The following is a 13528-nucleotide window of genomic DNA, read 5'->3' as shown; positions in this document are numbered from 1 at the left end:
GGTACTACTTTTCTGATTAAATTGTTGGAGAGGATGCAGGATTATATCCTCATACAGGGTTAGATTCTTTTTCATTGTGTTTTTGTGTTGTTTCAAAAACAAAAATAAAAAAAATCATAACACAGTGATATAAAAAAATTGAATTAAAATTAAAAGTTATTTATTCTCTACAGAATATACGGGAGCAGCTTTCAGCCACTGATATTTTAGGTTTCTATCTTTGGCTATAAAACGGTATCCTTCAAGTTTTTTAAGATACACATACATGGAATCGGTATTTTTGATCTTTAGTCTGTATTGAGACAAAAACATCATTGGCATTTCTACAGCAGAATCTCTCACTGTTTTCAATACTTTTCCAGATCTTACTTTATAAAGGTAGAATGATTTTCCACGGCCTTTAGAACTGTCTGCCAGTTTTACCTCTGAACTTGCCAGTACAAGTTCACTTCCATCAAAACATTCATCTCTATTCATGATGTATGCTTTTCCTTCCTGACGTTCCTGTGCGAAAAGATCATTTTCATAAGTGCCCGGACTTTGGTATTTTTTTTCACAACTTATCAAAAGGATGATCAGCATAAAGGGTAATCCAATAATAAGTGTTTTATTCATATTCAATTTCATAGGTGTTGGTTGAAAAAAAACCGATGTAATATTGCATCGGTTTTTGTTATATAAAGTACGTTTATGTTACTCCTGAGTGTATTCTGCATCCCATTCGTTACCATCATCTCCTTTGTGTCCGTCCAATTTAATAACGAAACTTTTTGTAGGGAAATAAGGGGTCATACGAATATCCAGCCATACTCTGTCTTTGTTTACTCTATCCTGCTCAAAACGAACAATTTTGAATTTCTCGATCAACTTGTCCGGTCCTTTGATATTGTCAAGGAAGGTTACAATCTGTCTTCTCAAATCGTCTTCGTTCTTGGCATTCCAGTTTTCGAAAGCTCTTCTGTTCAGGAAGTCAAGCAATACTTTGGTAACATAGTCGAAAACACGAACTACGGAATACGTCTGAAGACCGATATTGTCTCCTGTAAATAAGGTCTTCGCAGAGAAAGCCATAATTTTTCCGTATTCGTTTACCATTGGTACAAGACCCATTTTTTCCAACTGAGAAATTTCACTTTTCTTCAATTCGAATTTTACAGCGTCTACTTCGTTGATATTACCATGCTTTTTACCTGCTGCTACCTGAGACATCAGTGTTTTGTGGATTTTTCCTGCTAATGAAGTGGAAGGTGGAAGTTCTACGTTTTCTTCTTCGCCTACTTCTTCAGCCTTACCACGTCCTACCAGCCAGTTACACGTCATGATAACGTTACTTCTGTGAAGCTCACCACCTGTAAGGTTTGCAGAGTGGAATAAGTCTACCACGTCATCCGGCTTATCAAGGTTGGCGAAGTCTGTAACCATCATTACTTTGTTTTCGTTACAGATTTTTGCCCACTTCTCGATAACTTTATTAGATCCTAAATATCCTGGTATTGCAAGGATTGAGTAATTATCTCTAAGATCAAGACGGTCGTAATAGTTTTTGAATTCTTCTGAGATGGCATCGATGAACAAAGGATTATCCAGATCGGAAACCTGATCAAGGCTTGCATTCACGATACTTACGTTGTCCACTTTATCCAATTCTGTGTTTTTGTAGAATTGAGCTACTGTTCTGTAGTTGGTTTCCAACAGACGAACGGCATCCAGTGTATTTTTTAAGTTTGTCTTTAAGTTCTGGTCGGCCTGTTGTGCTTTACTTTTGCATGTATCGGCCATTTTATCAGCAGATTCGCTACCTTCTAAAAGGTTTACCCAAAGATTGATCTTCTGAAGAAGTTCTTTTCTTTCATCTGCTTTATTGCTGTCATTCAGGAAGATTTCTTTTCTTGCCTTTCTTGTTGGGTTCATATTGGCAATACCGTCTACAACGGATTCAACAAAGCCAAATCCTCCCATTTTATTGAGCTCTGCAAGCGGGTTGCCTTTCGGTTGTCCCGAGTGCTGCTGCTGACCCTGCTGCTGGCTTTCTTGTGCCTGTAATTTGCTATCCATGATTTAATGTAAGTCTTTAATTATTTTTCAAGTTCTTGTGCCACTTCTTTCAATACCTCTATGAACGCTGCTCTTGTCTGATCGTTCTCCAGCATATTGCGTAGAATTTTGTTTGTTTTCAGCTGACGTACTATTTTATTGTACTGCTCCTGCTCCATGCTCAGCTGCTGCAGATAATCTGACTTCTGAGTAAGGCTTTTAGGGGTAAAGTCTCCAAGGTTTTGAAAGCGGAATTCTTCTTCTACCATTCCTCCGTCTTCTGTTTCGTGTTGTACCGATATTGAAGGCTGAAAATGTTTGAATACGTCTTCCACTGTTTTTAATCCTGTTACGATTTCAGGGGTATAAGACTCTTCTGTTGTAAGTTGGCTTACTATCAGTGATTTATTTTCCTGTATTTCCTGAATAGCTTCATTAGCGTCTACTTTTACCTCGTTTCCGCCAACACCATAATTAAACATTGCCATATTATTGTTATTTTGAGATTTACTATTTGGGTTTGGATCTGTCTTTGAATAATTTACCGATGAATCAAATAAATTACCAATCCAATGTTTAAATTTAAAAAAAAACTGTAACATACAAAATTTTACTAAGATTTTTCTTGAATCATCTAAATCTATTTACATTTATTCAACATAAAATCACCATATTACGATATCACTAAGCTATGAAAAAATAAATAAAGTCTTCCAAGAAAAATAAAATAAAATTTTTGTTCGCTTTACTCTTTTATAAACATGCCTGATGAATGTTAAAATAAGAATTCCTAAGATTTCACAAAAAAATATTCTTTATATTTAAACAAAGTGAACAGCGTCATGAAAGATGTAAAAATAGCGTTCAGAAAACCGATATTTCCCGTTTCAGAAGCATTACAACAATATTTGGAAAAATATAACAGAACTACCAAGATTAAGTTCCTGTATGAAGACCTTTTAAGATTTAATGATAATGTGAGAATTCTGGATAAAGATGGCAAAGATACTTTGTGGCTTGGAGTTCTGTATTCTGAATATGAGTTTAAAGAAATAGAGGCCAATTTAAATAAAATTTATACCCTTCTTCATTCTGATGGAGATACTGCTACTTTACCCTATCTGAAAGTGGATACGATAGACTTTTGTACTTTCGGAAATTCTAAACCTTTCCGGATTCGGGTGAGAAATGTACTGAATGACAATTATACTTATTTCTATATTAAACAGGCCGATGCTTCCCGGATCTTCGGATTAGAGCTTGAAGATCTGCTTTCTCCTAACCGGATTAACTTCCTGGTTTATAAAAATACTTTGATTGAAGAGCATATTTTAGGAATTCCCGGAGATGTTTTTATTCAGAAACATTTATCCAACTGCTCTGAACTTGAAAAGGCACAGATTTCCAAGGAATTTGTAAAATTCAATGAGCGCTGCCTTATTGGGCTCCTTGGTGATATGCGTTCTTATAATTATGTGGTTATTCCTATACATGATTTTGACCAGGTAATTTATAGAATTCGTCCTATCGATTTTGATCAGCAGACTTATGAGGGAAATCTGAAAGTCTATCTTCCGCAGTATTTCAAAGAAAATAATCAAATGGTGACCATGGTATTGGAAAAACTGAAGCCAAGTTCTATAGAACAATACCGTAAGGAGGTGCGTTCACAAATTGTAAAAAGAGTAACGAGCAGTCAAAACAGATTTGATGAACTCATTTCTATTATGAAAAAAGACAATCTTGCACCGGAAGCCAATGTCATAGAACTAAGGACGGCTTTACAAAAACTCACCTACGATGTTAATTTCAAATATTGTAAAACCATGGGAGATATTATAGAAACCGGAATAAAGTTTGTGCTCCGGAATTATAAGAAAGAATATTAAAAAAGAATCCGTCTCATATTGAGGCGGATTCTTTCTTTTCTAACAATTTCGGGTAAAATTACCAGATTTTTATTCTGTCCTGAGGAGCTTTATACAATTTGTCTCCCGGTTTGATATCAAATGCTTTGATGAATGAGTCCTGATTAACCAATGGACCGAAAGCTCTGAACATTCCCGGAGAATGTGGATCTGTTTTCACCTGATTAATCATATACTGATCGGTAGCTTTAGTTCTCCAAACAGTAGCCCAGCTCATAAAGAACCTCTGGTCCTGAGTGAATCCGCTGATCTTTCCTGGGTTTCCTTTGTCTTTTAAATACATCTGAAGCGCATCGTAAGCTACTGCCACTCCACCTAAGTCTCCAATGTTTTCACCGCTTGTAAATTTACCGTTTACGAAGCTGCCTTTTACAGGTTCATAAGCACTGTACTGAGCTGCCAGCTGACCTACTTTTGCATCAAAGTTTTTACGGTCTGCATCACTCCACCAGTTGTTTAGGTTACCATCTCCATCGAAACGTGAACCACTGTCATCAAATCCGTGAGAAATTTCGTGACCAATAACGGCACCAATACCTCCGAAGTTTACTGCTGCGTCAGCTTTAGGGTTATAGAAAGGTGGCTGAAGAATTGCTGCTGGGAAAACGATCTCATTGTTTGATCCGCTGTAGTAAGCATTTACAGTTTGCGGAGACATTCCCCATTCTGTTTTGTCAACAGGTTTTCCTACTTTATCCAGACTTCTTTGATATTGCCATGCTGCTACATTCTGAAGGTTAGAATAAAGGGTCGCACCTTCTTTCGGAGATTCTACTTTTAGTTGAGTATAATCTTTCCATTTATCCGGATATGCAATTTTTACGGTAAACTTGGATAGTTTTTCCTGAGCTTTTACTTTAGTTTCAGGAGACATCCAGTCTATATTCGCGATGTGTGTTTTGAATGATTTTAAAATGTAATCAATATATGTTTCCATCTGCTTTTTAGCTTCAGGAGTGAAGTATTTATCTACATATAATTTTCCGAAAGCTTCTCCAAGAACACCATTTACAAGGGTAAGCCCTCTTTTGTTCATTGGACGCTGTTCTTTCTGACCCTGTAGGTATTTAGCATAGAAATCAAATCTGATTTGCTCTAAGCTGTCATTCAGATTGCTTGCATTTCCATTGATGATATGGTATTTCAGATAGTCCTTCAGTAAAGGAAGATTTTTCTGAGTAATGAACTGATCCATGTTCTGGTAATACTTCAGTTCTCCAATGATCACTCTATCTGTATTTACTCCAGCATCTTTCAGATATTTTGCAAGATCAACGTTTTTCACAAGCCCTGATAATTCTGATACGTTTTTAGGGTTGTATCTTAAATTAGCATCTCTGTTCTGCTCAAGCGTCAATAAATAATTGGCAAGCTGTTTTTCAAAGTCTACCACATTCTGTGCTGCCTGAGGAGAATTTTTATATCCTAAAACTCCGAATAGCTTTCCAACGTAAGCCTGATATTCTGCAAGGGTTTTGGTATTGGCTTCGTTTACTTTCTGATAATAGTCTCTTCCCAAACCTAGATCCGGACCGCCAAGATAGACAGCATTCATATTAGAATTCTTCATATCAGCACCCACTCTCCATCCGTAGAAAGAGTTGTCACCTAATCTTGTAGCGTCCAAAAGATATTTCTGAAGGTCACCAAGACTTTTAATAGCATCTACTTTAGCAAGATCAGCTTTGATAGGCGCCAGACCTTCTGCATTTCTCTTATTGGTGTCCATAAAAGAGGCGTATAGGTTCTGGATTTTCTGTCCTTCAGATCCGGCTGGATAGGTTTCTGTAAGGATTTTGTTTAAGATATCTAATGAAGCATCATCCACATTTTCTCTCAAAGCATTGAAAGAACCCCAATTTGCTTTATCGGAAGGAATCTGAGTAGTCTTCACCCAGTTCCCGTTCACATAGCTAAAAAAGTCATCCTGCGGGCGAACACTTGTATCCATGTACGATAAATTGATCCCTTCCTCTTTTGCTTCTTCTTTTACCGGTTCAGCTACTTTTGCTGTAGCTTCTGTTTTATTGTCTGTCCCTGCAGTCTTTGCTGCACCACACGAATTAAGAAATACAATACCTGAAAGGGCAAGTATTCCAATATTTAGCTTTTTCATTAAAGATAATTTTTGATTTTACACAAACTTATCAAATATACAAACTTTAATGATATGTAATGAATGATAATTGATATATGGTGAAAATTGAAAATTCAATGTTTAATGTTTAATGTTTAATGTTTAATGTTTAATGTTTAATGTTTAATGTTTAATGTTTAATGTTTGAAGTTATTACGTATAGGACCACCCCGTCAAAAATTCTTTGAATTTTTGCCACCCCTCCAGCGGAGGGGAATGATGGAAGCCGTTATTATAACTATTATATTATTCCCCCGATTCCTTATCACAGCCCTTATTACTTATTACTTATTACTTATTACTTATTACTTATTACTTATTACTTATTACTTATTAACTATTTTCCCTAATCCCTAAAACCTATTCCCTGCAACCTATCATCTATCACCTGCTACCTCATAAAAAACAAAACCGCCCATTGCTGAGCGGTTGTTATTTTTACCAGATTTTGATTCTGTCTTCCGGAGTTTTGTATAATTTGTCTCCTTGTTTCACATCGAATGCTTTGTAGAAAGCGTCAACGTTGATAAGTGGACCAAAACTTCTAAAGTATCCTGGAGAGTGCGGGTCAGTTTTCACCTGATTTACCATATATTTCTCACTTGATAATGTTCTCCAAACGGTTGCCCAGCTTAGGAAGAATCTCTGATCCTGAGTGAATCCGCTGATTTTTCCTGGGTTTCCTTTGTCTTTTAAGTACATTTGAAGAGCGTCATAAGCGATGTTTACCCCTCCTAAGTCAGCGATATTTTCACCGTTTGTGAAAGTACCGTTCACAAAAGTTCCTTTTACAGGCTCATATTTGTCATACTGAGAAGCAAGGGCTTTTGTTGCTTTTTCGAAGTTTGCTTTATCTTCCGGAGTCCACCAGTCTACTAGGTTACCGTCTGCATCGAACTGTGCACCTGAATCATCAAATCCGTGGCTCATTTCGTGACCGATAACAGCACCGATACCTCCGAAGTTTACAGCAGCATCAGCTTTAGGGTTGAAGAATGGCGGCTGAAGGATCGCTGCAGGGAATACAATCTCGTTGTTTACCGGGTTGTAATATGCATTTACAGTCTGTGGAGTCATTCCCCATTCTGTTTTATCCACTGCCTTACCAATTTTAGCTAAATCTTTATTGTACTGCCATTCACCAATGTTCTGAAGGTTTTTATAAAGGTTTCCTCCATTTGCCTCAGAAAGGATATTTAATTTTGAATAGTCTTTCCATTTGTCAGGATAAGCAACTTTCACAGTGAACTTGTTTAGTTTCTGCATTGCTTTTTCTTTAGTTGTAGAAGACATCCATGCTAAGTTATTGATGTGAACTGCGAAGCTTTTCTTTAAGTAGTCGATCAATTCTACCATCTGAGCTTTTGCTTCAGCAGGGAAATATTTCTCAACATATAATTTTCCGAAAGCTTCTCCCAAAGAACCATTGATCAATTCAAAACCTCTTTTATTAAGAGCTCTTTGCTCCTGTTGTCCTCTAAGGTATTTACCATAGAAAGCAAACTTCATGTTTCCTAAGTTTTCGCTTAAGTAAGAAGCACTTCCGTGGATCATGTGGAATTTCAGATAATCTTTGATCACAGAAAGATTCTGAGCATTTACTAATTTATCAAAGCTCTTATAGAATCCTAATTCACTGATAATTACTTTATCTGTATTTACCCCTACTTTTTTAAGATAGCCAGGAAGATCAACACCTTTTACCAAAGTGGAAAGTTCAGCCATCGTCTTAGGATTGTACTGAAGGGTGTTATCACGGCTCTGTTCGTTTGTAAGGTAAGTATTTGCGATGCTTTTTTCATAATTAACGATACCTTTTGCTGCTTCATCAGCATTTTTGTATCCTAATTCTTTTAGCATAGAAGCTACATATTTCTGATATTCAGCAATAGCTTCTGTATTTTTTTCGTTTACTTTCTGGTAATAATCTCTTCCTAACCCTAGAGAAGGATTTCCTAAGTAAACAGCATTCATTTTAGAATCCTTAAGGTCTGCATCTACTCCCCATCCGTAGAAAACGTTTTCACCTTCTTTAGTTACAGAAGTAAGGTAGCTCTGAAGATCAGCCATATTTTTAATAGCATCAATCTTATTCAGATTTTCCTGGATAGGCTTTATTCCGTCTGCATTTCTTTTCTGCATGTTCATGTAAGTAGCATACAGATCCTGAATTTTTTTCCCTTCACTTCCGTCAGCAAATTTATCTTTCAGAAGAGAGTTCAGGATTGTCATGGAATTGTTATCCGTATCCTCAGCCAGTTTGTTGAAGCTACCCCAAGTTGGTTTGTCAGATGGAATTTTGGCTGTTTTCATCCAAGTTCCACTTACATAGTTGTAAAAATCATCCTGAGGACGCACCGAAGTGTCCATCAAGCTAAGGTCTAAGCCTTTGTCTGTGTTATTCACTGCTATTTTAGCAGCTTTAGCTTGTGCGCTCATAGTAGTTTGAGTGCAGATCCCTGCTATTAAAAACAAAGAAAGCGTTATTTTTTTCATTATGATAACAATTTTTAGAATATGTATGATTTATTTCGTATTTGTTACTTTATAAGGAAACAAATTTAAATAAATAACGTCATAGCATAATAAAAATTTACAAAAGATGGAAACTGCAAGAATGAGGCTGGAAGTTATGGTGTGATTTGTACATCCCTAACTAGAGTTGACCGTATTGTTATTTAATATCTCATTGTTAAATATATTCAAAATAGGTTTATTAATGTTCATATTTTGTCTCCAATATTCTTCAAATTTTTCTGGAGACATTTTACCAATTGCATTATGCGGTCGTTTAGTGTTATAATGGTTGACCGCTTTTTTAATAAACCTTTTAAGCTGCTCAAAGTTCTTTGGATTCCAATATTGGATATAATCATTCTTTATGGTTCTATTGATGCGTTCTGCATAAGCGTTCTCCTGAGCAGAAGCACCCATACTTATTGTACTGTTATGGGCTTTTAATAAATCAATATAATCCCTTGAAGTGTATTGACTTCCTCTATCTGAATGATGAACCTTTGGAGGCTGGTTATTTTTCAATGCCATTTTTAAAGCTTTCAAATTGGCTGAAGCACGCATATGATCTGATACACTAAAGCCTACAATTTTCTTGGTATAAACGTCTATAATAAATACGGCATAGTAGAACTTGTCTTCAATTGGAATATAAGTGAGATCCGATTGCCAGAGAGCAGAAGGAGATGATATTTTCATTCCTTTTATTACATTAGGAAAATAAATCTTTGAGGCAATTGTAGTTCTTTTATAATTTTTCTTGATGTTTAAACGATAACCCAACTGCATGAAAATCTCTATAAAATTATCTCTACCAATAAAGTTAGGTTTTAATGTATAGTACATTTTTTCAACTCCACAACCCGGATGTTCCCTTCTTAGTTCATCGGCATCCATGATCAATGCTGCCAGTTTTACATCAAATTCCTGTTGTCTTTTTACCTGTTGATGTACAGCCTGTTTACTCACGCCAATGGACCGATAAAACATATTCATGGAATAGTTTACTTTTTCTTTGTTTGATCTAAACCATTGGATTGTGGAGTGGCGAAGTTTTTTTTGATGTCAATATGTAATTCGGTTTTAGCTAAATCTATCATCTTCTCCAAATAATCTATTTTGATCTGCTTTTGCCCCACACTGCGTTCTAACTCACGGATACGATCCTCTAAGTCTTTAACTTTTTGTGTACTGCTTATTTTCATTTCAATAACTCTTTGTCCTGGTTCGTTAAAGGTAGAAAATTTATAAATCCAATTATAAATGCTGCTATTACTAATTCCATAAAGTTTTTCCAGCTGAAGAGTACTGTAGGTGCCTTTTTCAAAGAGAGAAACTATTTCACGTTTAAATTCTTCAGAATAAATCCTATTCTTTTTAATAAGTCTGATGTTTACTTTCATAATAAATTGATCTTTTTTTAGTCAACTTATTTCAGGGACGTACAATTTTCATAACTTCCAGCTTCCTCCTCCCAGCTTCCCAACTTCTTAAGAAACTGCTATCTCTTTTACATTCCCGGTTCTTTTCAGGAATCCCCAGGACTGCATTTCGCCTTTCAATGCTTTTCTTAAACTTTTAAACAATACAATATACATTAGCCATCTATACCCGAATCTCTGCGGAATAACATACAATAGATTAATCAGTTTTTCCCTCTGCATAATGAATGCGATTAAAGCTAGTGAAGCATCCACCAAAAGGAAGATCAGATAATAGGTAAATATTTTATCCCCGTTTCCGGACAGAATTCCAAAGAACATAATCACGTCTGCCAATGGCGAGAAAAACGGGATAATGTATTGGAATAATAAAATATTCGGCATTGCCCAAAGTCCCAATCCTTTATATTTGGGGTTAAGGAAAGTCTGTCTCTGTTTCCAGAACATCTGCATGATTCCGTATGTCCAGCGGAAACGCTGTTTTAAAAACTGTTTTACGGTTTCCGGAGCTTCTGTGACTGCAACAGCTCTGTTTTCATTGGCAACCGTATATCCGGCTTTTAATATTTTTACGGTAATATCACAGTCTTCTGCCAAAGTATCGGATGAATAGCCTCCTGCTTCAATAATCACAGATCTTTTAAAGGCTCCGATAGCTCCCGGAATAACAGTAATAGCATTGATGTGAGCATATGCCAGTCTGTCAAAATTCTGACTTGTCGTATATTCTATCGCCTGCCATTTGGTAAGCCAATTGACTCTATTTCCTACTTTCACATTTCCTGCTACGGCGGCAATTTTTTCTTCCGGATCTGAATTTAAAAATCTTGCGATCATATATTTCACTGCGTCCTGCTGTAGTTTGGTATCCGCATCAATACATACTACATATTCTGCATCGGTCTGCGAAATTCCGAAATTCAGGGCTGTTGCTTTTCCTCCGTTTCCTTTGGTGAATATTTTCAGTTTCGGGTGATTAGGAAATGCTTCTAATGCTTTTTCATAAGTGGAATCTTTACTTCCGTCATCTACCATAATAATGTTAAAATTAGGGTAAGTCTGTTTCAACAAATTCTGCAGTGAAGAGACAATATTCACTTCTTCATTATAAGCAGGAACAATGATTGAAACCTTCGGATAAGATTCCAGAACCGGAAATTCATCCAGTTTTTTTTCTTTTTTTCTTTCTTTAAAAGCCCAGTATGCCATCAGCAATAATCGGATCAGTCCTAACACAATGAAAATGGTAAACAGTGCAACCAAAAAATGGCTTATTCCATAGATGACAGTAGCCAATACAAGATTCAGCTGCATAATGTAATACGACTTCGTTTTAGGAACTTCAGGCATCAATTCGTTTCTGCTTTTATGTAAAATATTGGTCAGATTGGTAAAATGATATCCTTGTTTCTGAAGAGTCGGGATCAGGATTTTTAAAGCTTTCACCGTTTCTTCTCTAGTATCACCACCCGCATCATGAAGAAGAATGATATTTCCTCTCTCATGTTTGATTCCGGCCATTACACGTTTTACGATCTCATCCGCTTTTATTCCCGGCTGCCAGTCTTCAGGGTCTATATTTTCTCCGATATCAAGATAGTTTTGCTGTCTCGCCAATGCTACCGGAATAATCTCTTCTGAAGTGGTAGGCTCAGAGTCTGCATTGTATGGAGCTCTGAAAAGAATCGTACTGTGACCTGTGATACATTCGATCAGCAGTCTTGTAAGCTTCATTTCCAGCAAAGCTCTCTCAGGGCTTACTTTGGCTACATTTTCATGAGTAAAGGTATGATTTCCTATTTCGTGTCCTTCACGGTAAATTCTTTTAACGAGCGGAAGATTCTTTTCAGCATTCAATCCTACCAGAAAGAATGCTGCCGGAACGTGATATTTGGACAAAATATCCAATACCTGCGGTGTATAAGTTTCATCCGGACCGTCATCAAAAGTAAGGACAAGCTCTTTTTGAGGAGCACTTCCATATTTTTTTACTTCGTAAGAACTTGGATAGGTAATATAATTTTCGTCTGTGATGATTTTCTCTTTCGGATCAATTTCCAGGGCAATTTTTCCATCATGAGGCGTATTCAGAACGTCCAATACTTCTCCATCCCCAATATAATCTACCATAGTTTGTCCTTTCACATTTTCCAGTGTTTTCAAATTCAGCTTGGAAAGTCCGGCAAACGTAAGATCTTTATCATAGAAATTCCAGACTCTGCTGTCTTCACTTCCCAGTCTCCAGAGTGCAGTTCCTGCCAAAGGATATTCTGAAGAAAAACGCATTGTATTAAAAATAGAAGCCGCATCATTGAAAAATACAGTGTGGGTTAAATTTTTAGAATCGGTATAAGAATAATTTAAATTAAATGTATTGTCATTAAAATCAATAACTGCTTTACTTGCACTGGCTTTGGTAATTGCCTGCATATAAGTAACGGAGGTATTGTCATCCTTATTGGAACTCCAGTCATATCCATATGCTCCAAGACCCAGAATGATCTTTTGTGGGGAAACCTGTTTTACAATTTTCCCGGTCTGTTCTTCAATCCATTTTTGAGAAGAAACCGGACCTGCATCACTTCCTGCAGAATACTCATCATAAGCCATCAGCACAAAGTAATCTACGTAAGGGTTCAGTTTTGGGATATTGTAATCGTCATTATCCGTCATGATATCCATGGTAACCAACAACTGATTCTTTTTGAAAGTCTCTGAAAGTTCTTTCATAAAGGCAATCAGATTGTCATCAGAATTCAGGTTCATGTCCTCAAAGTCAATATTGATTCCTTTGAAATGGTATTTTTGACATTGCTGGGTAATTTTTTGAATCAGATGGGTTCTTTTCTGCGGATCATTAAGAACTTTTACCAATCCTTCTGCTCGGAATTCACGGTCTGAGTTGTTACTTAACATTGGCATCGCAGCCACACCTGTTCTTTTGATCACTCTATATCCTTCCGGATCCACATTGGTTTTCAGATCACCTGTTTTGGGATCAAGGAAAAACCATTCAGGAAAAACAAGATTGACATGTCTGATATTTCGTTTCAGCGACATCAGCGACTGGGGATCCCATGCTACATAAAATGCAGACCGGATTCCTCCCGGGAACTGAGCCCAGTTTCGGTTCTGATTCTGATATCTTTCTGCTCTTGCCTTCTCAATTTTGTCGAGGCTGGTATGGATTGTTTTTTCAGAGATAAAGCTTCTGAAACCTTTGTATTCTTTGGAAATCTTATTCTCCTGAAGATAAGGTTTATTGGCTGTAATTACCGCTTTATAATCTTCTTTAAAGGGAATTTTAGGACTTCTGTCCAGGGTCATCATCAGACCTAAAGCAAGCAGAAGCAGTATTCCTATAAATATAAAAACACGGCTTCCCCATTGTACACTTTTCCAGCGTTTTTTGCTGCTGGTCTGAAAAATCTGTTTGGAATTTTCCACGATTTTTGAAATTTATTGAAGGGCTT

The 13528-nt window shown here is 36.6% G+C and carries 9 protein-coding genes; 1 reads left to right on the top strand and 8 read right to left on the bottom strand.

The window, feature by feature from the left end:
* Window positions 1-156: 156 nt before the first annotated feature.
* From ACKTTZ_RS14615 to ACKTTZ_RS14605, 3 genes are all read right to left on the bottom strand, one after another.
* A complete protein-coding gene (locus tag ACKTTZ_RS14615; protein WP_253316580.1) occupies window positions 157-615 on the bottom strand; it encodes a hypothetical protein in 459 nt (152 codons plus the stop codon).
* 78 nt (window positions 616-693) lie between these two features.
* Complete coding sequence (locus tag ACKTTZ_RS14610; RefSeq protein WP_309432700.1) at window positions 694-2055, bottom strand: DUF5458 family protein; 1362 nt, start codon at window positions 2053-2055, stop codon at window positions 694-696.
* 20 nt (window positions 2056-2075) lie between these two features.
* Entirely contained in the window at window positions 2076-2522 is a 447-nt protein-coding gene (locus ACKTTZ_RS14605) for a type VI secretion system contractile sheath small subunit (protein ID WP_047377213.1), read from the bottom strand.
* Between the two features lie 354 nt (window positions 2523-2876).
* On the opposite strand from ACKTTZ_RS14605, the gene ACKTTZ_RS14600 reads away from it, so the two are divergent.
* Window positions 2877-3923, top strand: coding sequence for a hypothetical protein (locus ACKTTZ_RS14600; RefSeq protein ID WP_253316581.1), 1047 nt, complete (start codon window positions 2877-2879; stop codon window positions 3921-3923).
* A gap of 58 nt (window positions 3924-3981) precedes the next feature.
* Here the strand turns inward: ACKTTZ_RS14600 and ACKTTZ_RS14595 are convergent, their stop codons facing one another.
* From ACKTTZ_RS14595 to ACKTTZ_RS14575, 5 genes are all read right to left on the bottom strand, one after another.
* A complete protein-coding gene (locus tag ACKTTZ_RS14595; RefSeq protein WP_407845891.1) occupies window positions 3982-6078 on the bottom strand; it encodes a M13 family metallopeptidase in 2097 nt (698 codons plus the stop codon).
* Window positions 6079-6537: 459 nt separating this feature from the next.
* Window positions 6538-8595, bottom strand: coding sequence for a M13 family metallopeptidase (locus ACKTTZ_RS14590; RefSeq protein ID WP_407845890.1), 2058 nt, complete (start codon window positions 8593-8595; stop codon window positions 6538-6540).
* Window positions 8596-8751: 156 nt separating this feature from the next.
* Window positions 8752-9609 (bottom strand): IS3 family transposase, encoded by an 858-nt coding sequence (locus ACKTTZ_RS14585; protein WP_081906501.1) that lies wholly within the window; start codon window positions 9607-9609, stop codon window positions 8752-8754.
* Window positions 9610-9617: 8 nt separating this feature from the next.
* Window positions 9618-10016, bottom strand: a complete 399-nt coding sequence (locus ACKTTZ_RS14580) for a transposase (RefSeq protein ID WP_034697610.1) — start codon at window positions 10014-10016, stop codon at window positions 9618-9620.
* Between the two features lie 87 nt (window positions 10017-10103).
* Window positions 10104-13502 carry a polysaccharide deacetylase family protein gene (locus ACKTTZ_RS14575; RefSeq protein ID WP_407845889.1) on the bottom strand — a complete coding sequence of 1133 codons (3399 nt, stop codon included), beginning with the start codon at window positions 13500-13502 and terminating at the stop codon, window positions 10104-10106.
* Window positions 13503-13528: the final 26 nt, after the last annotated feature.

The organism is Chryseobacterium sp. KCF3-3 (genome assembly GCF_045865955.1).
GTDB lineage: Bacteria > Bacteroidota > Bacteroidia > Flavobacteriales > Weeksellaceae > Chryseobacterium.
Note: the sequence above shows the minus strand (reverse complement) of the source record. Positions and strands in the feature narration are given on the sequence as shown.